The organism is Arthrobacter sp. TWP1-1 (assembly GCF_049897845.1).
In the GTDB taxonomy this organism is placed as follows: domain Bacteria; phylum Actinomycetota; class Actinomycetes; order Actinomycetales; family Micrococcaceae; genus Specibacter.
Window position 1 is genome coordinate 124,638 of the sequence record NZ_JAFCXC010000005.1, and the last position, 21,487, is coordinate 146,124.

The 21,487-nt window shown below is 59.8% G+C and carries 19 protein-coding genes and 3 tRNA genes; 18 read left to right on the top strand and 4 right to left on the bottom strand.

The genetic code is table 11. The annotated features are described in order from the left end of the window. Window positions 1-95: 95 nt before the first annotated feature. Window positions 96-1,454, top strand: coding sequence for a magnesium transporter (gene mgtE / locus ACP7B9_RS11005; RefSeq protein WP_425863315.1), 1,359 nt, complete (start codon window positions 96-98; stop codon window positions 1,452-1,454). An 81-nt stretch (window positions 1,455-1,535) separates the two neighbouring features. Here mgtE and ACP7B9_RS11010 read toward each other — a convergent pair whose 3' ends face one another. Then, on the bottom strand, window positions 1,536-2,108 hold the full coding sequence (locus tag ACP7B9_RS11010) for a TetR/AcrR family transcriptional regulator (RefSeq protein ID WP_425863317.1): 573 nt from the start codon (window positions 2,106-2,108) through the stop codon (window positions 1,536-1,538). Window positions 2,109-2,462: 354 nt separating this feature from the next. On the opposite strand from ACP7B9_RS11010, the gene dusB reads away from it, so the two are divergent. Both dusB and ACP7B9_RS11020 read left to right on the top strand, forming a co-directional pair. Then, complete coding sequence (gene dusB, locus ACP7B9_RS11015; protein WP_425863318.1) at window positions 2,463-3,644, top strand: tRNA dihydrouridine synthase DusB; 1,182 nt, start codon at window positions 2,463-2,465, stop codon at window positions 3,642-3,644. A gap of 103 nt (window positions 3,645-3,747) precedes the next feature. Then, window positions 3,748-5,022, top strand: coding sequence for a deoxyguanosinetriphosphate triphosphohydrolase (locus ACP7B9_RS11020; RefSeq protein WP_425863320.1), 1,275 nt, complete (start codon window positions 3,748-3,750; stop codon window positions 5,020-5,022). A 25-nt stretch (window positions 5,023-5,047) separates the two neighbouring features. Here ACP7B9_RS11020 and ACP7B9_RS11025 read toward each other — a convergent pair whose 3' ends face one another. After that, window positions 5,048-5,383, bottom strand: a complete 336-nt coding sequence (locus ACP7B9_RS11025) for a hypothetical protein (protein ID WP_425863322.1) — start codon at window positions 5,381-5,383, stop codon at window positions 5,048-5,050. A 202-nt stretch (window positions 5,384-5,585) separates the two neighbouring features. Here ACP7B9_RS11025 and dnaG point away from each other — a divergent pair, with 202 nt between their 5' ends. The 3 genes from dnaG to ACP7B9_RS11040 all read left to right on the top strand — a co-directional run bounded on the left by dnaG (window position 5,586) and on the right by ACP7B9_RS11040 (window position 7,927). Further along, window positions 5,586-7,598 carry a DNA primase gene (dnaG, locus tag ACP7B9_RS11030; protein ID WP_425863323.1) on the top strand — a complete coding sequence of 671 codons (2,013 nt, stop codon included), beginning with the start codon at window positions 5,586-5,588 and terminating at the stop codon, window positions 7,596-7,598. A 61-nt stretch (window positions 7,599-7,659) separates the two neighbouring features. After that, a tRNA-Asn gene (locus tag ACP7B9_RS11035) sits at window positions 7,660-7,735 on the top strand. Between the two features lie 119 nt (window positions 7,736-7,854). Continuing rightward, a tRNA-Asn gene (locus ACP7B9_RS11040) sits at window positions 7,855-7,927 on the top strand. A 107-nt stretch (window positions 7,928-8,034) separates the two neighbouring features. Here the strand turns inward: ACP7B9_RS11040 and ACP7B9_RS11045 are convergent. After that, entirely contained in the window at window positions 8,035-9,255 is a 1,221-nt protein-coding gene (locus ACP7B9_RS11045) for a multidrug effflux MFS transporter (RefSeq protein ID WP_425863325.1), read from the bottom strand. A 330-nt stretch (window positions 9,256-9,585) separates the two neighbouring features. Here ACP7B9_RS11045 and ACP7B9_RS11050 point away from each other — a divergent pair, with 330 nt between their 5' ends. The 6 genes from ACP7B9_RS11050 to ACP7B9_RS11075 all read left to right on the top strand — a co-directional run bounded on the left by ACP7B9_RS11050 (window position 9,586) and on the right by ACP7B9_RS11075 (window position 14,858). Beyond that, complete coding sequence (locus ACP7B9_RS11050; protein WP_425863327.1) at window positions 9,586-10,425, top strand: phage holin family protein; 840 nt, start codon at window positions 9,586-9,588, stop codon at window positions 10,423-10,425. 104 nt (window positions 10,426-10,529) lie between these two features. Next, window positions 10,530-11,171 carry a CDP-alcohol phosphatidyltransferase family protein gene (locus ACP7B9_RS11055; protein WP_425863563.1) on the top strand — a complete coding sequence of 214 codons (642 nt, stop codon included), beginning with the start codon at window positions 10,530-10,532 and terminating at the stop codon, window positions 11,169-11,171. Next, window positions 11,168-12,055 carry a DMT family transporter gene (locus ACP7B9_RS11060; RefSeq protein WP_425863329.1) on the top strand — a complete coding sequence of 296 codons (888 nt, stop codon included), beginning with the start codon at window positions 11,168-11,170 and terminating at the stop codon, window positions 12,053-12,055. The genes ACP7B9_RS11055 and ACP7B9_RS11060 overlap by 4 nt, the downstream gene beginning before the upstream one ends. Window positions 12,056-12,111: 56 nt before the next feature. Continuing rightward, complete coding sequence (locus ACP7B9_RS11065; RefSeq protein ID WP_425863331.1) at window positions 12,112-13,317, top strand: glycosyltransferase; 1,206 nt, start codon at window positions 12,112-12,114, stop codon at window positions 13,315-13,317. 81 nt (window positions 13,318-13,398) lie between these two features. Next, window positions 13,399-13,472: transfer RNA gene (locus ACP7B9_RS11070), tRNA-Ile, on the top strand. Window positions 13,473-13,661: 189 nt separating this feature from the next. After that, window positions 13,662-14,858 (top strand): acyl-CoA dehydrogenase family protein, encoded by a 1,197-nt coding sequence (locus ACP7B9_RS11075; protein WP_425863565.1) that lies wholly within the window; start codon window positions 13,662-13,664, stop codon window positions 14,856-14,858. Between the two features lie 35 nt (window positions 14,859-14,893). On the opposite strand, the gene ACP7B9_RS11080 is transcribed toward ACP7B9_RS11075, so the two are convergent. Further along, window positions 14,894-15,466, bottom strand: a complete 573-nt coding sequence (locus ACP7B9_RS11080; RefSeq protein ID WP_425863333.1) for a M23 family metallopeptidase — start codon at window positions 15,464-15,466, stop codon at window positions 14,894-14,896. A 346-nt stretch (window positions 15,467-15,812) separates the two neighbouring features. Here ACP7B9_RS11080 and rpsB point away from each other — a divergent pair, with 346 nt between their 5' ends. The 6 genes from rpsB (at window position 15,813) to ACP7B9_RS11110 (ending at window position 21,482) form a co-directional block, all read left to right on the top strand. Continuing rightward, the gene (gene rpsB / locus ACP7B9_RS11085; protein ID WP_425863335.1) at window positions 15,813-16,688 is read left to right on the top strand and encodes a 30S ribosomal protein S2; all 876 of its coding nucleotides are present in this window, start codon (window positions 15,813-15,815) and stop codon (window positions 16,686-16,688) included. A gap of 163 nt (window positions 16,689-16,851) precedes the next feature. Further along, complete coding sequence (gene tsf / locus ACP7B9_RS11090; protein WP_425863336.1) at window positions 16,852-17,679, top strand: translation elongation factor Ts; 828 nt, start codon at window positions 16,852-16,854, stop codon at window positions 17,677-17,679. Window positions 17,680-17,889: 210 nt separating this feature from the next. Beyond that, window positions 17,890-18,645 (top strand): UMP kinase, encoded by a 756-nt coding sequence (gene pyrH / locus ACP7B9_RS11095; RefSeq protein ID WP_425863338.1) that lies wholly within the window; start codon window positions 17,890-17,892, stop codon window positions 18,643-18,645. 140 nt (window positions 18,646-18,785) lie between these two features. Then, entirely contained in the window at window positions 18,786-19,343 is a 558-nt protein-coding gene (gene frr / locus ACP7B9_RS11100) for a ribosome recycling factor (protein ID WP_425863340.1), read from the top strand. 584 nt (window positions 19,344-19,927) lie between these two features. Further along, window positions 19,928-20,818, top strand: coding sequence for a phosphatidate cytidylyltransferase (locus ACP7B9_RS11105; RefSeq protein WP_425863567.1), 891 nt, complete (start codon window positions 19,928-19,930; stop codon window positions 20,816-20,818). A gap of 64 nt (window positions 20,819-20,882) precedes the next feature. Further along, complete coding sequence (locus ACP7B9_RS11110; RefSeq protein WP_425863569.1) at window positions 20,883-21,482, top strand: DivIVA domain-containing protein; 600 nt, start codon at window positions 20,883-20,885, stop codon at window positions 21,480-21,482. Window positions 21,483-21,487: the final 5 nt, after the last annotated feature.

Here is a 21,487-nt window from a genome sequence, read left to right on the forward strand (position 1 = left end):
TTTTTGCATACAGCCATGGCCACTGCCATGGCAGACACCGCCGCGGCCAGCCCCGTGGCGCGTCGTCGTATGCACCCACCGGAGGGATTCGGATCATGATTAAGTACCCCATTCAGACCTTTGACGACAGCGCGGAGCGCCTAGGCAAGGCCCTCGGTGCGCAGGACCTCGTTGCCGTTTCAGGCGCCCTGGCACCGTTGGACATCTCAGAAACGCTCGAACAATTGGAACGCCTGAACACCATCGAGCGGGCGCTCGCCTACCGGACCCTGGCCAAGGGGCGTGCAGTTGAAGTCTTTGAGCGCCTCGACACTGCCTTGCAGGCTGACCTTGTTTCCGGCCTGCAGGAAGCAGAGGTGGCCGAAGTCTTTGCCCAGCTGAGTCCCGACGACCGCGTGGCTTTGATGGATGAACTGCCCGCATCGCTCGCCAACCGGCTGATCTTAGGTCTCAACGAGAAGGAACGGGCCCTGACCAGCACGGTCCTTGGCTACCCGCAGCGTGCGGTGGGGCGTTTTATGAGCCCGGAATTTGTCACCACACATCCGCATCTCAGTGTCGCCGAAACGTTCGCCCGCGTGCGCAACCAGCTCGACGACGCCGAAAGCATCTACACGATTCCCGTCACCGACACCGGCCGTCACCTGGTGGGTGTGATCTCCCTCCGCGATGTCCTGCGTGCCGATGATTCAGCCCTGATCTCCGAGCTCATGAAGAAGCCGTTGAGCATTGCGGCCACGGAAAGTGCCGAGGAAGCCGCCCGCTACTGCGCCGACGCAAAGGTTCTGGTGCTGCCCATCGTTGACGCCGAGGATCGCCTCGTCGGCATTTTGACAGTTGACGATGCCCTGCAGATTCTGGAAGATGCTGAGACCGAGGATGCTGCCCGTTCCGGCGGTACCGAACCCCTGCGACGGCCATACCTTGCCACCCCTGTTGGCAGTATTGTGCGGGCCAGGGTTGTGTGGCTGCTGGTACTGGCACTGGGGGCGACGCTCACGGTGCAGGTCATTGGCGCGTTCCAGGCAACGCTGGAACAGCAGGTGGTGCTCTCGCTGTTCATCCCCTTGCTGATTGGCACCGGCGGCAACACCGGTAATCAGGCAGCCACCACCATCACCCGCGCCTTGGCCCTGGGCGATGTGCGCCCGAACGATGTCTTCAAGGTGTTTGCCCGCGAAGTTCGGGTTGGTGCCTTCCTCGGCCTGTTGCTGGGAACCCTCGGATTCACGATTGCCTCCCTCGCATTCACGGTGCCGATTGGCCTTGTTATCGGCCTGACGCTGCTGGGCGTGTGCACCATGGCGGCCAGCATCGGCGGCCTCATGCCCTTGCTCGGCAAGGCGGTCAAGGCCGATCCGGCAGTATTCTCCAACCCGTTCATTTCAACCTTTGTTGATGCGACCGGGCTGATCATCTACTTCCTGATTGCCACCACCATCCTTGGCCTCTAACTCCAAAAGTACGACGCCGGGGCGTCACCTTCGCGGCGAAGGTGACGCCCCGGCGTCGTGGGCGTGGGCTACCGGCCCAAACTACGCGGCGAGTTTCCCTGAAAACGTGTAGAGAATCGCGGCCGAGACCTCGGCAACGTCGGTCTCCGGGCTGAAGAGCAGCCATTCGAGGCCGCCCATAAGTGTTGCCCCGAAAATGCCGCCAGCCATCAGGAGCCGGCTGGGCTCTGACGTAGCTGCGGGGACAAGTGGTGCCAAGGCCGTGCCGATCTCGCTAATGGCCTCCCGACGCAGGGTCTGCACCGCATCTTGCCACGCCCTGTCGGTGCGGAAAATTTCCGAGGCCATCAGCTTGGCCAAGGCCCGGTTCTCGGCAATCAAGGTCAGCATATCCGTGACCATGGCCTCGATGGCGGCAAAACCTGCCGCAGACTGCCGGGCCTGCGAAAGTGTCTCGGCCAGTGTGCTCACGCCGGTGGTCAACAGCTCTTCAAACAGCTTGTCCTTAGAGGAAAAGTTGTAGTAAACGCTGCCCTTGGCCACACCGGCCCGCTCCGCCACTTGTTCCATGGTGGTCCCGGAAATACCGTTAACGGCACCGAGCTCCAGCGCTGCGGACAGGATTGCCATCTTCGTGGGGGAGATGCGGGGCACTGGATTTCCTTAGTTTTTTAGAAGAACACGAGCTGCGCTGAGGGCGTTCACGGCCACCGACGCGATCGCGAGAATCGCGAGAAGTTCAGAGAATGCCACCGATACCCACAACCGGGAGTCTATTCCACCAGTCGTCAGCTCGCTAAGTCCACTCATCACCGGATAGGTACCGCCGGAGTGGCTTGGCTGCAGGATTAGCAGCACAACGATCAGTACCGCCCGCCGTGAGTTTGTTCACGTTGCTGACCATGAGAGCGCCCGAATTCCGGCGTGTCAGGGCGGAGTATGCGGTCGTGGCCTATCTCGCGTGGGGGAGTGGACGCTTAATTTGGCGGGATTTGAGAGAATTGTCAGGTGACTCTTACCGACATCCCCACCAGCGACACCAAACTGGACCTCCCGCCCTTGAAGCTGGGCAATATCACCGTGGAAACTCCCGTGGTGCTTGCCCCCATGGCCGGAATTACCAACAACGCGTTCCGCAGGCTCTGCCGCGAACATGGTGGTGGTGTCTTTGTCTCCGAGATGGTGACCTCCCGCGCCTTGGTAGAGCGCACGCCCGAGTCCATGCGCCTGATCAGCCACGACGAGGACGAGAAGATCCGCTCCGTACAGCTGTACGGCGTCGACCCTGAAACCGTGGGCAAGGCCGTGCGCATGCTGGTGGAGGAAGATCATGCGGACCATATCGACCTGAACTTCGGCTGCCCCGTGGCCAAGGTGACCCGTCGCGGCGGTGGCGCTGCCCTGCCGTGGAAGCTGGATTTGTTCACCTCGATTGTGCAGACCGCCGTCCGCGAGGCGTCCAAGGGTGGCCTGCCGCTGACCATCAAGATGCGCAAGGGCATCGACGAGGACCACCTGACTTATCTTGAAGCTGGCCGTATTGCGCGCGACTCCGGCGTCGCCGCGGTTGCGCTGCATGGCCGTACAGCGAACCAGTTCTACTCGGGCAAGGCGGACTGGGACTCCATTGCCCGGCTCCGTGAAGCCCTGCCGGATGTGCCCGTCCTGGGCAACGGCGACATCTGGAGCGCAGAGGACGCCATTGCCATGGTCCGCCAGACCGGTGTTGACGGTGTGGTGGTTGGTCGTGGTTGCCAGGGACGCCCTTGGCTGTTCGGCGATCTGATGAACGCATTTGAGGGCAGCGATGACCGTCACCAGCCCGGAATGGGCGAGGTTTCCGCTGCCGTGTACCGTCACGCCGAGCTTTTGGTTGACACCTTCGACGACGAAAACAAGGCCCTGCGCGACATCCGCAAGCACATGGCCTGGTACTTCAAGGGGTATGTGGTGGGCGGGGAACTCCGGGCCAAGCTCTCCACGGTTCCCACGCTGGAAGTCCTGCGTGAACTGCTCGATCAGCTGGACACCACCGAAGGCTACCCGGGTGTCGACGCCGAGGGTCCCCGTGGCCGCGCTGGCACACCCAAGCGCACCGCACTTCCTGCCGGTTGGCTGGATGCCCGGACGCTCAGTGGTTCACAAAAGGTTGAGCTGGTCGGCGCCGAGCTGGACGTCTCCGGCGGATAACCGCCCTCGTCCCGCGCTCTCGCGAGAGTGGGGCTGGGCGTCGTGGCTGTGGACAGCCTGCAACGTCCCCGAGCATTCTCGCGTTGGCCCTAAACTTAGGGATATGTCCTCCGATTCGCAGCCAGTGTACTTGCCCCACGATCAACAGCGGTGGGTTCAGGAGGCCCCAAAAACCAGCTTCCGCACGGTGTTTGAACGCGACAGGGCCCGAGTGCTGCACTCCTCGGCCTTGCGCCGTCTCGGTGCCAAGACGCAGGTGGTTGCACCTGACACGGACGATTTTGTCCGCACGCGCCTGACCCACAGTCTTGAAGTTGCCCAGATTGGCCGCGAACTGGGCCGTACCCTTGGCTGCGATCCCGATGTAGTGGACACCGCCTGCCTTGCCCACGATCTTGGCCACCCGCCCTTTGGTCACAATGGTGAATCGGTGCTCAGCGAGCTCTCCCATGACATTGGTGGATTCGAAGGCAACGCCCAGACTCTGCGTTTGTTGACGCGCCTCGAGTCGAAAGTTTTCACGGCCGACGGCGGATCGGCCGGCCTTAATCTGACCCGCGCGTCCTTGGATGCCTCCGCGAAATACCCGTGGCTTGCCCAGGACGCGCCCCTGATTGACGGGCTGCGGACCAGTAAGTTTGGCGCCTACGCCGACGATCTTCCGGTCTTTGAGTGGTTGCGTCGCGGCGCTCCGGAAGGCAAGAGCTGCATCGAGGCCCAGGTTATGGACCTGGCCGATGACATCTCTTATTCCGTCCACGACGTGGAGGATGCGATTGTCGCCGGGCATGTGCAGCTGAAATGGCTGTCCAACCAGGATCAGCGGAACCGCGTTTTGGGTTACACCCAGCAGTGGTACCTGCCCACGTTGGACACCGCCGAAATTGACGAGGCGCTCCGCCGCTTGGAGGCCACCGATGTGTGGGTCCGCCATGCCGATGGCAGCCGTCGCTCCATGGCGGCGCTGAAGGACATGACCAGCCAGCTGATCGGCCGCTTCTGCCAGAGTGCTGTCGGCGCCACCCGGGACATTTATGGGCCCGACCGCCTGGCCCGGTACGCGGCCGACGTCGTGGTACCTCACGAGACCATGCTGGAAATTGCTGTCATGAAGGGCCTTGCCACAACTTTCGTCATGACCACCGATCACCGCCAGCCCATCTACCAGCGCCAGCAGGACATCCTCAGTGAGCTGGTGGCCGTCCTCAGTGCGACGGGCGATGCTCATCTTGAGACCATGTTTGCCGCTGATTGGCGGGATGCGGCCGACGACGACGCACGGCTGCGGGTGGTTATCGACCAGATTGCTTCACTGACGGATGTATCGGCACTTGCGCTGCACGAACGTTTGGTGGGGATGGAACGGACGCTCCTGTAGCGGCAAAGTTACAGGAGCACGAAGGCTACAGGGTGGGTGTGTAGCCGGCCATCATGGTCGTGATGTTTTCCAGCTGGTCCGGGCTGGCCATCGAATAGACCGCGGCAATGACCGTGGTCAGAAGCACCGAGAGGCCAATGGCCGCGGCAACCGCGATCGCAATGACCTTGGTGTCATCGTCAAGGTGACCGGGCATGATCAAGGCCGGATCGATCAGGTTGGGTGCCGAGTCGAAGGAACCATCGGAGAGCCTGGCTACGACCTGCCCGCGGGCGCGGTCGAGGCGCAGGGACGAAATGGCACTGCCGTGACGTGCCAGTAGAATGTCTGATCCGACACTATGGCGTGTGGCCTGAAACAATGTGGGGCTCCCAAGAAAGAGGCGAAAAGTTGATTTTCGGGTGGAAATCAACCCGAAGTCCGCGCCGTTGGGGGCCAATCAATTCTATCGGCGGAACCCGCTGAACAAGTACCCGGAGCATGGTGATTCCCAACACCGGAGCTGTGTCCACAGGCTCGGCCGGCCGGACCCCGTCCGGGGGAATCTCCCGTAAACTGAAAGTGTGGCTGGGTTGATTAAACGTGAAGATATTGATGAAGTGCGTACGCGCACCGACCTCAAGGAAATTGTTGACGCCTACGTCACCTTGAAATCGGCAGGAATTGGGTCATTCAAGGGATTATGTCCTTTTCATGATGAGCGCAGCCCCTCATTCCATGTGCGCCCACAAATGGGATATTTCCATTGTTTTGGCTGCCAGGAAAGCGGCGACGTTATTTCCTTCATTCAGAAAATGGATCACATTTCATTTTCCGAAGCCGTGGAGAAATTGGCCGGGCGCATCGGCTATGAATTGCGCTACGAGGACGGCGGCACCGGCCCGCGCCGTGAAGACATTGGCCGCCGGCAACGCCTTCTGGACGCGCACAAGATCGCCGGGGAATTCTTCCGCGAGCAGTTGTTGACCCCGGCTGCCGCTACGGGCCGGCAGTTTCTCAGTGAACGCGGCTTTGACCGCGAGGCGTCCGAACGCTTCGGTGTGGGCTTCGCCCCGCAGGGCTGGGATGCCTTGTTGAAGCACCTGACGGGCAAAGGCTTCACCCAGGATGAATTGAAGCTGACGGGAATGTTTTCCGAAGGCAATCGTGGCATTTATGACCGTTTCCGCGGCCGGCTCATGTGGCCCATCCGGGATATTGCCGGGGACACCGTCGGCTTTGGTGCCCGGAAACTGTTTGAGGACGATCAGGGACCCAAATACCTCAACACCCCGGAGACAACGCTCTATAAAAAATCCCAGGTCCTGTACGGAATTGACCTGGCCAAACGCAATATTGCCTCCAAGCGCCAGCTCGTAGTTGTTGAGGGCTACACCGACGTGATGGCCTGCCATTTGGCCGGCGTCGATACGGCCGTGGCGACCTGCGGTACCGCCTTTGGTGCGGATCACATCAAGGTGGCACGCCGATTGCTCTCCGACGACGGCAGCGGTGGTGAGGTGGTGTTCACCTTCGATGGTGACGCCGCCGGGCAAAAGGCAGCGTTGAAGGCTTTCGACGAGGACCAGCGCTTCACGGCACAGACTTATGTGGCCGTCGAGCCGTCCGGGGCTGATCCGTGTGAGCTCCGTCAGCGCAAGGGCGATGAGGCCGTTCATGGGCTGATCCGATCGCGCAGGCCACTCTTCGAATTCGCTATCCGCTCCACACTGGCCAAGTTTGATTTGAGTACCGTGGAAGGAAGAGTCAGCGGGCTGCGCGCGTCCGCTCCCGTGGTTGCCGCTATTCGCGATGGCTCCACCCGGATGGGCTATAGCCAGGAACTGGCCGGCTGGCTGGGCATGGCCGATCCCAATGAGGTCCTGCGCGCCGTCAAGACAGCGGAGCGCAGATTGCACAGCCAGCCCGAAACCAAGGGGGCCGGCCACGGGCAGCAGCCTCCCGCCGTCGGGCATCAACTGGGAAGTACCCAAGGCGCACCGCAGCATGGCTCACAGGGTGACTCACGGGGCGGGCCTCAGCGTGCGTCGCATCATGAGCCTGCCCAGAATGACGCCATGTCACATGACGGCGTGCCACAGGCTGAGGCCCGGCCAACCATTGCGCGCCCAGATCCGCGGGATCCACAAGGGCGGATGGAGCGTGAGGCGCTGGAGGTTGTGCTGCAGCATCCCGGGATCTTGACCGCGGGAAACTGGCAGCATTTTGCCGCGACGGAGTTTGTGATTCCTGCCTACAAGGCGCTGCAGCAAGGTCTTGGCTTGGCGGGGGAGTCGCAGGTTGCATCGTCCCAGTGGCTGGAGGCGGTTCGTGCGAATGTTCCTCCGGAGCTGGAGTCGCTGGTCGCAGAACTGGCGCTGAGCCCTCTTCCGGCAACTGGGGAGGATACTCTCACGCGTTACTGCCGGGACATTCTGAACAGGCTCTTCGAGCTGCAGATCACAAGGCTGAAGGAAGAACGTCTTGGGGCCCTGCAGCGCATGGATCCGTTGGTAGATCCCGAGAGTTACCAGCTTCTACAGAGGGAGTTGATGGAGCTGGAAACGGCCCGTCGGCAGCTTCGCGGAGACCAGTAGCGCCACAGGGACACTCGATTTCACAAAGGGCCGAGCCTTTGTTATTGTTGTTCCTGCACGATCCCCTATAGCTCAATTGGCAGAGCGTTCGACTGTTAATCGAAAGGTTCCTGGTTCAAGTCCAGGTGGGGGAGCCAAAGGCAAAAAATTGTCTCCGGCCTCGATGTAGGCCGGAGACAATTTATTGTTTTCGTGTGTGGAAAATAGCGGTTTTGATTTATGCCGGTATTTACTGCTAAGATTTATATCGCTTCATTCCCCTATAGCTCAATTGGCAGAGCGTTCGACTGTTAATCGAAAGGTTCCTGGTTCAAGTCCAGGTGGGGGAGCATTTCAAATAAGAACCCCCGTACTCCATGGAGTACGGGGGTTCTTTGCATTGGTGATTACGTTGCGCGGCTGCCAGACCAATCCAGCAGCCGCGCAGCGACCGGCGCTAGATTTTCGGCACGGTGCGTGGCCGGACAATGAGCCACAGAGCGGCCATGGCCAGCAGGCTGCACGCGCCCATGATCAGGCCCATGGGCGTTGCCGTGGTGACGCCCACCAGACCCACCACGGGAGTAATCAGCCCGGCGAAGCCAAAGGTTGCTGCTCCCAGCAACGATGCTGCCGTGCCGGCCTGCTTGCCGTTACGGGCCAGCCCCATGACCTGCACGGACGGGAACATGAATCCTGTGGCGCAGATGAAGAACCACAGCGGCACCATGACGCCCCACAGGCCAAAACCAAGCTGGTCGAAAACCACCATCGTGATCGCTGCCGCCACTTGAGCCACGGTGGCCCACGCAATGATCCACTGTGGACCGGAGTGACGCATGATCCTTGAGGCAATCTGGACACCCGCAACAATGCCTAGGGAGTTAACCGCAAACAAGAAACCGTACTGCTGCGCGGTGAAGCTGAACGTGTTCTGGAACAGGAAGGTTGACGCCGAGAGGTAGGTGAACAAGCCTGCAAAATTGAGCCCGCCTACAAAGAGGGTGCCCACAAAGATCCGGTCGCTGAACACCGCCTTATACCTGTCGGCGACGCGCACGCCGTCGGACTGGCGCTTCTCCGGCGGGAGGGTTTCAATGATGAATACGGAGGTGGCCACCACAACCAGGGCGCCATATGCGGCCAAGAACCAGAAGATGCCGGGCCAGTCCATGATGCCCAGCAGCTGCGAACCAATCACGGGGGCCAAGATCGGGGCCATGCCGTTGACTAGGGCCATGCGGGAGAGCATGCGCACCAGCTGGTAGCCGCCGAACAGGTCGCGGACCATGGCCATGGCGACCACACCGCCACCCGCTGCACCGATGCCCTGGAGCACGCGGAACACGCCCAACATGGTGATGTCGGTGGACATGGCGGCACCGATCGATGCGCCCACATGCAGCGCGGTGGCCAGGATCAGTGGAAGGCGCCGGCCGAACTTGTCGCTGAATGGGCCAATTACCAGCTGACCGGCGGCAAAGCCGATCGTGGTGGCGGTCAGAGTCAGCTGAACGGCCGTGGCGCTGACACCCAGTTCGTGGCCGATGACAGGAAAGGCAGGCAAGTAGAGGTCAATGGTGAACGGGCCCAGGGCGGTCAGCAGCCCCAGCACCAGGACGTAGATCAGTTTCTGCCGGCGGGATAGGGCATCGCCTGGATGAGCGGTGGTGGTCAAGACTGGATTCCTCTATGGCTGTGATGTGTAGGGCTGTGATGTGGGCGCGGGTGTGGACCGCCCCGGTTGAGCCGCCCAATGGACCATGCTAGTGCCATTAAACGTCGGTAAATGCGGACGTTGAAATGTTTCATGGCAGCGCCCAAAACCGACAACACCACATGCTCCTTTACTATTCCGCAACATCACCGCGGCAAGGCACGGCCCGCCCAAGGTGCCGTGGATGGTAATTTTGACAGTACGGCAGCCCCACGCGAAGTGAGCCTGCAAAGATTTAGGGTTAGCGCAGTCCCTTGGGGCTGGTGCGCCCACACGACGGAGGCGGTCTCAGTGACGGATGTGCAAAAGGACGCGCATATCGCAGCGGATGAACACCAGAAGGCACAAGGATCGGTGTTAGTGGATGCCGTAAAGACATCACTTCGGCTGGTTCCACGCCAGCTCAACGATGAACTTGAGCTGGCCAAGTTGGAGCTGGGGGACAAGAAATCACGCGTAGGCGGTGCGGCCGTATTTGCTGCCGTCGCCGTGGTCTTCCTGGCCCTGCTGGTCATCGCATTGGTGGTCGCGGCCATTGCGGGGCTCGGCACAGTTTTGCCGCTGTGGCTCTCCGCGCTCATCGTCAGCGCCGCACTCCTGGTCATTATTGGCATCAGCGCGCTGGTTGCCTATAAGAAGTTCAAGTCCTTGCTTCCGCTGGTGCCCGAGCATGCTTGGCGCGGAGTTCGGCACGATCTGGGCATTGCGAAGGAGGGGCGCGATTTTGATCCCGCAGCCCTTGATCCTGAGCCATTGTCACGTGAAGAGAAGAAGGCAGCCAAGGCAGAAGCCGAGGAAGCTAAGGCGAAGGGTGCCACGGAACGGGCTGCCAAGGACGCCGAGGGTGGTCCCAAGGCCACCGCTGCTGAGCTGATCAAACGCACCACGGCCCGCCGTGAGCACTTGCTGAGCCTGCGCGAAGAACTCGTCAGCGAAGCAGACGTCAAGAAGCAGGCAACGTATTTCCTAGAAACGGCCAAGACCAAGGCCAAGGATTCGGTAACTCAAGCCGCCCACGGCGTTGTAGGACAGGCAGTAGAAAGCGTCAAAGAGCGGTGGAAGCCGTTGGTCATTATGGCCGTGTCGGCGACTGCTTGTGCTCTGTTGCTGCGAAAGTTAATGAAGAAGTAGTTCCGCCGACCGTTGCCTCGTGCACGGATCCAAGGCCGCTGTCACTCCAGCGGTACCTTGTGCTGGTTAGCCTGGCACGACCGAAGAGCAGGGAGGTGACCGAGATGTCCGGCAGTTCCAGTACCCGCCCGGAAAATTCCAACGCGATCATGACCATCCCCAACCTCATCACCGTTGTCAGGTTTCTCGGCACGCCGTTGTTTGTTTGGCTGGTGCTCTCCCGCCATGAATATGGTTGGGGAGTTTTTGTTCTCGCCATCATGGGCTGCACCGATTGGATCGACGGGTTTGTTGCACGCAAGCTCAACCAAACGTCCCAGCTGGGCCGGATCATGGACCCGCTCGCGGACCGGGTCGCACTGGTAGCTGTCTCCATCACCTTGGTAGTGGCCAACATTCTGCCCTTGTGGTTGTTGCTGCTCTTGGTAATTCCCGACGTCGTACTTCTGAGCGTGACGCTGTACTTCTTCCGGGGAGACGCCGATCTCAAGGTCACCATGCTGGGCAAGACCAGGACGGCCGCTCTGATGATCGGCACGCCCATGTTGTTGCTCGCCAAGGCCTTGGACTCTGACTTCACCTTTGTCCTTGCCTGGGTCTTCCTTGGCGCCGGCATGGTGATGCACGTGATTGCCTTTAGCCAGTACTTTGTTGCGGTTACGGCCAAACACCGCGAACTGCACCACCCTGGAACGTCTGAACCCAAGACCAACGAGCCCGAAGCACCCGAACAGGGCCGCCCATGATGTGGATTGCCGTCTTGTGCGCCGTGGCGGGAGCCTTCTTCCTCGCCTTTGGAGCCCAGCGCCAGGGGAGTGCTGTACAAAACAACACGGGCGGCCTGGCCCTTGGCGGGGCCGGCTTTTTGCGGCTGTTGCGAAACCCTCGCTGGGTTCTGGGGCTGTTGTTATTGGGGGCCGGGACGGTACTCAATGTTGTTGCACTAACGTTGGGCACCTTGACGGTGATTCAACCGATCGGCGCCATAGCGTTGGTCATAACGACGATCGTTAATTCGCGGGATCAGGGAATTAGGCTCAACCGGGCAACGGTAGTTTCCATTACAGCCTGCGTGGCTGGAAGTGCCCTATTTGTCCTGATGGCAGTCAATGTTGTTCGTGAAAATACACATGTTGATCCCAATCAGGAGCTGACGGTTGTCATGCTGCTAGCCGTCGTCGTTATTGTCTTTGGCGGGTGTCTTGTCCTTTTCAAGCACCGTCTGAAAGCCTTCTTTTACATTCTCGGATCCGGAGTTCTTTTCGGTTTTGTGGCCGTCCTGACCCGCATCATCTCCAAGCAGATCTTTGATCCGAATGGACTATTTCTGCTCAACGTCCAGTGGTACTCGATCTTGGCAATTGCCGCGGCCGGGGGATTGGGCAGTTGGTTTGTGCAAAGTGCCTACTCCAGCGGACCGCCAGACTTGGTCATCGCCGGCCTGACGGTCATCGATCCCATGGTTGGTGTTGCCATCGGCATCATCATTTTGGGTGAGCTTCGCGACGATGTGCCGCCAGTGGTGGCGATTGCCATGGCTGGGGCGGCGTTACTTGCTATCGTTGGGGTAATCGCGTTGTCCAGACACCACCCCGACGTGGTGAAGCGGCGTAAAGCTGCAAAGAAGTAAACAACGTAAGTAACGCCGCCCACTGGCCGGCAAACCAGCCATCAGGAGTTCTAAACGTGACATCCACGCCGAGCGAAGGCGCCCAAAAACCGCTGACCATCTTGATTGCGGCCGATACTTACCCGCCCCACATCAACGGTGCGGCGCAATTTTGCTTCCGCCTGGCAACCGGCATGAAGGCGCGCGGCCACAATGTGCACGTCATGGCTTGCCGCGCGGACACCGGTCCGATGTTTACCGAACAGCGTCCCGAGGCTACGGTTCACCGCCTGCGGTCACGTGCCGTGCCCACTCATGAGTACTTCCGCATCAGCCTGCCTTGGGAGATCAAGAAGGACATCGCGCGGATGTTCGACGTCATCAAGCCCGATGTTGTGCACGTGCAAAGTCACTACATGATCGGTGAGCACGTTGTCTACGAGGCTGCCCGCCGCGGCATCCGCATTGTAGCCACGAACCACTTCATGCCTGAAAACTTGAACCCGTTCCTGCCGTTCCCGCAGTGGTTCAAGAACATCGTTGGACGCGTTTCATGGCGCGACATGGGCAAGGTCATGAGCCGCGCCGACGTTGTCACCACGCCGACTCCACTTGCCGCCAAGGCAATGCACGAGCACGCATTCCTGCGGAAGGTTTTGCCGCTCTCCAATGGCATCGAGGCCGGAAACTATGAATTGGCCGAGGGTGAAACTGCGCCCCGGAATTCCTATCCCACCGTCGCCTTCGTGGGTCGATTGGCAGAGGAAAAGCATATTGACGTCCTCATCGACGCCATCGCCGCGACGCCGGCTGACCTGAACCTGCATCTTGTAGTTGTTGGTGGAGGTGAGGTGAAGGCAGCCCTTAAAGCTCAGGCTGCCAAACTGGGGCTTGCCTCCAGAGTGGCATTCACCGGTCTGATCAGTGATGAAGAACTGCGCGAGGTATACCTCAAGGCCGATCTGTTCGTCATGCCGGGCACCGCCGAACTGCAGTCTCTAGTTACCTTGGAAGCCATGAGCGCATCCACCCCTGTGGTTTTGGCCAACGCCATGGCGTTGCCACACCTCGTGGAGGACGGCGTCAACGGCTACTTGTTCAAGCCCAACGACAAGGAAGACCTGGCGGAGAAGATCACCACGATCATGCGCCTGTCGCCCGAGGATCGCGCAGCCATGGGAACGGCCAGCCATGACATGGTTGCCCGCCACGGTTTGCAGAAGACCCTTGACACCTTCGAAGACATTTATCGTGGCGGAAGCTACGAGGATCACGCAGTTTAAGCGTTGACCCCTTAGGATTGTGGGAGTGCTTTTCCTTGGTGCAGCATTATTGTGCGGCAGTCGGGAGACAGCATCTTGCATGGGGCTATAGCTCAGCTGGTTAGAGCGCAGGACTCATAATCCTAAGGTCCTCGGTTCAAGTCCGAGTGGCCCTACGTGCGCAAGATCCCCGGAATCATGATGATTCCGGGGATTTTTTGCGTTAACCACCGCTCCGGCATGGGGGCGGGGTGCGGAAGGGGTTGAATGTTGCTCACGTCACGCCAGTGCTGTATGTTACTGATGAGTAACATGTTCGGCTTCAGCCGGACTGCGACTGTTCAATGATGAGTTCAAGCAAAGGAATGCCCGTGTCCAAGGCAGCTGTAGACCTAAACAACCTCCCCTACGCCGATGGTGACTTCTATGGATTTGAGCAATTGCTCTCCGAGAAGGAACGGGAGCGTCTGCAGGAGATCCGTGATTTCCTGGCCAAGGAGGTCAGGCCCATCGCCGTTGACTGCTGGAACCGCGGCGAATTCCCCATGGAACTAATTCCCAAGCTTGCAGAAGCCAACCTCATGAGCCCCGTCCATCATCAGGGTTACTCGAATGTCTTCGCTGGCATCGTCCATGCAGAATTCACCCGCGCCGATGCGTCCATCGCCACCTTCATGGGAGTCCATGACGGCCTGTTTACCGGCTCAATTGAGGCACTGGCTTCGGAGGAACAAAAGGCCGCGTGGCTGCCGGATATCTACGCTATGAAAAAGATCGGCGCCTTCGGCCTGACGGAACCCCTTGGCGGCTCGGATGTTGCTGGCGGTACCCGCACCACTGCGGTTCGCGACGGTGACAACTGGATCCTCAACGGTGCCAAGCGCTGGATTGGCAATGCTACGTTCTCCGATTGGGTGGTCATCTACGCTCGCGACCTAGCCGACAACCAGGTGAAGGCGTTCATGGTTGACACCTCGCTTCCGGGCTACAGTGCCACCAAGATTGAAAACAAGATCTCCCTCCGCACGGTCCAGAATGCAGATATCTTGCTGGAGAACGTGGTGGTTCCGCACGAATTCAAACTGGCCGGTGGCAATAGCTTCCGTGACACCAACAAGGTCCTGAAGGTCACGCGGCTCGCAGTGGCATGGCAGGCGGTGGGTCAGCAGCTGGCTGCGTTCGACGTTGCCCGGCGCTACGCCGTGGAGCGTCAGCAATTCGGCCGCCCCATTGCTTCCTTCCAGATGGTCCAGGATCAGCTGGTTCAGATGCTCGGCAACACTGTCAGCTCCATGGGCATGATGGTCCGCTTGGCTCAGCTCGAAGATCAGGGCTTGGCCAAGGATGAGCAATCGGCGCTGGCCAAGGCCTTCACCACGGCCCGCATGCGCGAGACCGTTGCTATGGGCCGTAACCTGCTCGGTGGCAACGGCATCGTCACCGACTATGAAATGGCCAAGATCTTCGCCGACGCTGAGGCAATCTACTCCTACGAGGGCACCTACGAGATCAACACCTTGGTCACCGGCCGGGCCATCACGGGAATCTCCGCAATCGTCTAACTTGGCATGCAACTGAACCTCCCCGAGTGGGAGGTTCAGTTGTTTAACGGCAACAACACCGAGGGTCGCAGATCCATGATGAACTGCAACGGATCCAGATACTCCTCACCACGGCGTACGCCCCAGTGAAGGCAGCTGGTCACGCCAGCGCCAGCCTGGTCGCAATGTGTTGGCCCCTCCACCGTGCCGACGACCTGCCCGCGAGTCACTGAATCGCCGGCCTTGAGCGGTGAGGCGACCGGTTCAAAACTCAGCCTCAGCCCATCGCTCACCGCGATGGTCAGCACCTCCCTATTAACTACGACGCCGGAGAAAGTCACCACCCCGGCGACTGGGGCAAGGACGTTCACTCCTTGTGGCGCGGCCAGGTCCACACCACGATGGCCGCTGAGCCACGGTTGAGCGGGCGGATCGAAGTTATGAATCACTGCAGGGACACCCGCCAAAGGCCACCCCCATGCCAGTGAGGTAGGTAAGGGAATGGCTGCCATTGAATAAGAGAACGCCAGGGGAGCATTGGCAGGTGCGGCAGGGCCCGGCAAAGCCGCCAAGGTCAGCAATGCTGCGGCCAGTAACCGCAACCTCCGGAAGGTGAAAAAGGTACTCATGGAACAAGCGTGGCTCCGAAACGCGGACCGGGGAGGTGACTTAGCAAGAATGTGGGCAATTTGGCAGTAATCGGGTCCTGTGGGGGACTGACTTTGGTCAGCCAGTGTTGCCGTTTTGTAGTAACATTGGGGGAGCAGTGCGCTGTTTGTGCGCTGACTACGCGCACCCCACCCTGATGAGGTCTCAAGAAAATTCTTGGACACTGCTGATGGATTGTGCCCATACGGTCCGCCTCACGGCGGTTTATGGAATGCACGATGGGTGCCAGGAGCTAACGAACCAACCGGGCAACCGACTGGTTCTACATGCTAAATAACCGTTAAATTATATTGAAGGAGCGCCGGCATGCCCGTCGTAACAATGCGCCAGCTGCTTGACAGCGGCGTCCACTTTGGACACCAGACCCGTCGTTGGAACCCGAAGATGAAGCGATTCATCCTCACGGAGCGCAACGGCATCTACATCATCGACCTGCAGCAGTCACTGTCTTTCATTGACCGCGCTTACGAGTTCGTAAAGGCTACCGTTGCACACGGCGGCACCGTACTCTTCGTTGGTACCAAGAAGCAGGCTCAGGAAGCAATCGCTGAGCAGGCTACTCGTGTTGGCCAGCCCTACGTAAACCAGCGCTGGTTGGGTGGTATGCTCACCAACTTCCAGACGGTTTCCAAGCGTATCGCTCGCATGAAGGAACTCGAAGAGATCAACTTCGAAGACGTTGCTTCCTCGGGCCACACCAAGAAGGAGCTCTTGCTCCTCAAGCGTGAACTCATCAAGCTGCAGACCAACCTCGGTGGTATCCGCAACCTGACCAAGGCACCGTCCGTGCTCTGGGTTGTTGACACCCCGAAGGAACACCTCGCCATCGACGAGGCACACAAGCTGAACATCCCGGTTGTTGCCATCTTGGACACCAACTGCAACCCCGACGAAGTTGATTTCCCGATTCCGGGTAACGACGACGCCATCCGCTCCGTTGCACTGTTGACCCGCGTAATCGCTGACGCTATCGCTGAAGGCCTGATCGCCCGCAACAACAAGGCAACCGGCAACGAAGAAGCACCGGCTGAGCCCTTGGCTGAGTGGGAGCGCGAACTCCTCGAAGGCGACAAGGCTGCTGCTCCCGCCGAGGCTGCTGTAGAAGCACCCGTTGAAGCTGCTGTTGAGGCTCCGGTCGAAGCTGCTGTTGAAGCACCGGCTGAAGCTGCAACCGAGAAGTAACATCCTTTCCTGGCGGTAAAGTGCACGGGTCAACCCGGCAGGCTACAGCCAAGTCAAGGAACCAGATGCTGGCAGGATCGCACCGCTCACAAGGCAAAGCGGTCCTGCCAGAACTGGCCTAAAACTGATTTACATACTCAAACATCTACACTGAGGGGTTCATATGGCGAACTACACCGCCGCTGATATTAAGGCTCTGCGCGAGCGCACGGGCGCTGGCATGATGGACGTCAAGAAGGCTCTCGACGAGGCCAACGGCGACGCCGACAAGGCCATGGAGCTCATCCGCATCAAGGGCCTCAAGGGTGCTACCAAGCGCGAAGGCCGCTCAACTGCTGAAGGCCTCGTTGCCGCAGCTGTTGATGGTGGCGTTGGTGTCATGGTTGAGGTCGCTTGCGAAACTGACTTCGTTGCCAAGGCTGCTCCCTTCATCGAATTCGCCAACAAGGTTCTGGCCACGGCCGTCTCCTCCGGCGCAGCCGATGTTGAGGCACTGCTGGCCGTTGACGTCGACGGCGAGCCCATGTCCGAGGCTGTCATTGCAGCCGGCGCACTCTTGGGTGAAAAGGTTGCCATCCGCCGCCTTGCCCGCATTGAGGGTGCAACTGTTGACGCTTACCTGCACAAGACCTCCAAGGACCTTCCGGCCCAGGTTGGCGTGCTGTTCGCTATTGACGGTGACAACCAGGAAGTTGCTCACGACGTAGCCGTGCACATTGCTGCCATGTCCCCGACGTTCCTGACCCGCGACGAAGTTGCTCCCGAGGTCGTTGAAAGCGAACGCCGCATTGCAAGCGAAACCGCACAGGCCGAAGGCAAGCCGGAAGCTGCCATGACGAAGATCGTTGAAGGACGCCTGACCGGCTTCTTCAAGGAGATCGTCTTGGTAGACCAGCCCTTCGCGAAGGACTCCAAGAAGAGCGTTGCCGCTGTTCTGGAAGAAGCAGGCGTCAAGCCTGTTGCCTTCGCACGTTTCCGCGTCGGCGCATAACCAACGCAAAATGCTCTAAAAGATGTGACGTAGAAGGGGCAATCGCAAACCGCGGTTGCCCCTTCTTTGCGCATTTCGTCCGCTAAGATTTTAGACGCACCACTTTGCCCGGTCTTGGACCTGGTAATCACCGCACATCTGCACGCCAATAGCTGACGCACGGCACACCAACGCGCCGTCAGCCAAATGCTGGTACCCACGGAAGGCACCATGACCACGAATACTTCGCAGAACGCGCCCACCACCCCCGCAGCAGGAACCACCAAGCGCCGTCGTGTGTTGCTCAAGCTCTCCGGCGAGGTATTTGGCGCGGGCAAGCTGGGCGTTGATCCTGACACCATCCGTGGCATCGCCAAGCAGATCGCCAGCACCGTGGACACAGTTGAGGTGGCCATCGTTGTAGGTGGCGGCAACTTCTTCCGCGGAGCCGAGCTCTCCGCCTCCGGAATGGACCGCTCGCGCGCCGACTACATGGGCATGCTGGGTACCGTCATGAATTGCCTCGCTCTGCAGGACTTCCTGGAGCAGGCCGGCGTTGACACCCGTGTCCAGAGCGCCATCACGATGGGTCAGGTCGCGGAGGCTTACATCCCGCGGCGCGCCATCCGTCACCTCGAGAAGAGCCGGGTTGTCATCTTCGGCGCCGGTGCTGGCCTGCCGTACTTCTCCACCGATACCGTTGCAGCTCAGCGTGCACTGGAAGTTCATGCTGACGTGGTGCTCATGGCTAAGAACGGTGTTGACGGTGTCTACACGGCCGATCCCAAGAAGGATCCCACCGCCGTCAAGCTTGACCACTTGAGCTACGACGAGGCCATGGCACGCGATATTCGCGTCATGGACCAGACTGCTTTCAGCCTGTGCAAGGACAACAACGTCACCATGCTGGTCTTCGGCATGGAAGGCGAGGGCAATGTTGCCCGTGCCATCCTTGGCGAGGAACTGGGCACCCTGGTCACCCCGTAACAAACCCATCCCAGCCCCATCCCAGCCACGCTGCCGTGTGGCTGGGATGTAGGCCGTGTTGCTCACGGTAGGATGGTCTCAGAATTGCCGTAGGCATTGCCGCGGAAAAGAAGTGTCTTTATTTATTGAGGGAGAAGCGCGTGATCGAAGAAGCATTGCTCGAGGCCGAAGAGAAGATGGACAAGGCCATTGAGGTTGCCAAAGAGGAATTCTCCGCGGTCCGCACAGGCCGTGCCAACCCCGCCATGTTCCACAAGGTCATGGTGGACTACTACGGTGCGCCCACGCCGCTGCAGCAGCTGGCTTCGTTCTCCGTCCCGGAAGCCCGCACCTTGCTGATCGCCCCGTTCGACAAGACCGCCTTGCATGAAATCGAACGTGCGTTGAGCTCCTCCGAGGTGGGCGCTAACCCGTCCAACGATGGCAACATCATCCGCATCAACATGCCGGAGCTGACCCAGGAACGCCGCAAGGAATACGTCAAGTTGGTTCGCACCAAGGGTGAAGACGCCAAGATTTCCGTTCGCAACATCCGTCGCAAGACCAAGGAGCAGCTGGACCGGCTGGTCAAGGATGGCGACGCCGGTGAAGATGAGGGCAACCGCGCCGAGAAGGAACTGGACGCGTTGACCAAGGCTCACACCGACAACATTGACGAATTGCTCAAGCGCAAGGAAGTCGAGCTACTCGAGGTCTAATGACGGACCCCAAGAGTACGCTGGCCGGTTCCCCCGTGGAGCCGGCCGCGTCCAATCCACCGCCCGAGCTCATGCCTGCTCCGGCTGATTACCAGTTCTCCTCGCGGAAGGCCCGCCGTCAGGCTGAATTGACGGGCATGATTCCCATCATTGTGCCCAAAAACGCGGTGACCAAGGAAATATCACAGCCTGACGCAACGGTGCCTGACGCGGCTGAGTCCGAGATCGCAACGTCTGAGAAGGACGACGCCGACACTGGCTCAAGCGATCTCCCCGCCGACACTGTGGCCAATAAAAAGGCCGACACTGAGGTGGAGCAGGCGGAATCTGTACAGGTTGAGACTGTTGTTTCCCCTGCCGCCGGTGTAGTCGAGACTGACGTCGCTGGCAAGTTGTCGGATGACAAAGCCAAGTCGGCTGACAAAGCAGTGTCGGATGATGTGTCAGCCTCCGAAGGTGAGACATCCGCCGTCGAACTTTTAGTGGAAGATGAGCCGGAAACGGAAACCGGTCCGCGTCCCGTTTCTGCGTTGCAGGTGACCGGCCTTCCAGTGATCCCGGCTCCACAGGGTCCGGTTGGGGTCATGCCCACGGCCGCGACAACTCCCAAGGCTCTTCGTACCCCGAAAGCCGGCAGGGATCTTCCTGCAGCTATCAGTGTCGGAATCGGCTTGCTGGTTCTGGTCATCGGATCGATGTTGTTTTTCCCCGTTGCGTTCGTGGTCGTCGCCACCGCATTTGCCTGCTTTGGGGTGTGGGAAGTCAACCGTGCCATCGCAAGCAAGGGCATCAAGGCGCCGATCACTCCAGTCATGGTGGGGACGCTGGCCATGCCGGTTTCGGCCTATTTTGCCGGTGCCGAAGGCCTCCTCTTTGCCTTGGTTGCCAGTGCTGGGGCCACGGTTCTTTGGCGGTCTCTTGACTCTGAACCGGGTGCCGTCAAGAGTATTCTTGCTGGCGTCTTCTCGCTCATGTGGATTCCGTTCCTCCTCAGCTTCGTCTTCTTGATGATGAGAGGGGAGCAAGGACCGGTGCTTGGCCTGACCCTGGACCTTGGCAACATCAGCCCCGGCGTGTTTGAAGTGCTCATCATGCTCTTGCTGGTGGTCGCCAATGACACGTTCGGCTATTTGGTGGGCGTGATCTTCGGCAAGCACCCGATGGCACCGAAAATCAGTCCCAAGAAGTCGTGGGAAGGATTCGCCGGCTCCCTCGGCGGGGCCACCCTCGTGGCCATACCGGTCACCATGTTCCTGCTCGATCAGCAATGGTGGGTTGGGCTTGCCCTGGCCATCGGCTTGGTTCTTGCCGGAACAGGTGGCGACTTTGCCGAGTCCATGGTCAAGCGTGAGCTTGGCGTGAAAGACATGAGCAACTTGTTGCCCGGCCACGGTGGAGTCATGGATAGACTCGATTCAATCTTGTTTGCCGCACCGGTGGCATACGCCATCTTTACCGTAGTGGGCCGGCTCTGAGCGCCGCGCCCCGGTGCCTGGCACCGTTCGTTGCAATTCGTAGAGAAAAGTTCAAGGAATGACTGTGACAGTGGATGAGACCCCCCGGACCAACTCCAAATTCAAGTTGGTTGGTCCCAAGGAAGTTGGCTATAACGTCAAGCAGGTGGACGTGTTCTTGGAGCGCGCCCGGGCATACTTCCTGAATTCCGACAGCAGCGGCAAGGCCATCACCAGCCTCGATGTACGTACAGCTTCCTTTGACCCTGCCCGTGGCGGATACAGTGCCCAGGCCGTGGATGCTGCCATGGACAGGATCGAAGATGAGTTTGTTCTTCGTGAGAAGGAATTGCTGATCGCTGCCGATGGTGAAAAAGCATGGATGATGAAGATCGGCAAGACGGCCTCCGTGCTGCGCGCCCGGCTTCACCGCGCCGACGGTGAGCGGTTCCGCCGCGCCAGCCGCAAGGGCGTCCCGAGCTACAACATCAAGGACGTTGACGTTCTCTGCCGCGAGCTGCTGGTCTACATCGAGGACAACGGCCAGCTCAGCGTTGACGTTGTGCGCCGTGCCGTATTTGCCCCTGAAAAGGGTGCGGACGGTTACGAGGAAAGCCAGGTGGACGCCTTCTTGGACCGCGTGGTTGAGCTCATGGCCTCGATCGATCCGCTGCCCGCCAAGTAGTTCGC

Excerpts from the sequence above, each read along its gene's own strand:
- tsf (WP_425863336.1), top strand. The coding sequence starts at position 16,852 with ATGGCGAACTACACCGCCGCTGATATTAAGGCTCTGCGCGAGCGCACG.
- ACP7B9_RS11105 (WP_425863567.1), top strand. The coding sequence starts at position 19,928 with ATGCCCACGGCCGCGACAACTCCCAAGGCTCTTCGTACCCCGAAAGCC.
- ACP7B9_RS11055 (WP_425863563.1), top strand. The coding sequence starts at position 10,530 with ATGTCCGGCAGTTCCAGTACCCGCCCGGAAAATTCCAACGCGATCATG.
- ACP7B9_RS11080 (WP_425863333.1), bottom strand. The coding sequence starts at position 15,466 with ATGAGTACCTTTTTCACCTTCCGGAGGTTGCGGTTACTGGCCGCAGCA.
- rpsB (WP_425863335.1), top strand. The coding sequence starts at position 15,813 with ATGCCCGTCGTAACAATGCGCCAGCTGCTTGACAGCGGCGTCCACTTT.
- ACP7B9_RS11075 (WP_425863565.1), top strand. The coding sequence starts at position 13,662 with ATGCCCGTGTCCAAGGCAGCTGTAGACCTAAACAACCTCCCCTACGCC.
- ACP7B9_RS11020 (WP_425863320.1), top strand. The coding sequence starts at position 3,748 with ATGTCCTCCGATTCGCAGCCAGTGTACTTGCCCCACGATCAACAGCGG.
- mgtE (WP_425863315.1), top strand. The coding sequence starts at position 96 with ATGATTAAGTACCCCATTCAGACCTTTGACGACAGCGCGGAGCGCCTA.
- ACP7B9_RS11060 (WP_425863329.1), top strand. The coding sequence starts at position 11,168 with ATGATGTGGATTGCCGTCTTGTGCGCCGTGGCGGGAGCCTTCTTCCTC.
- pyrH (WP_425863338.1), top strand. The coding sequence starts at position 17,890 with ATGACCACGAATACTTCGCAGAACGCGCCCACCACCCCCGCAGCAGGA.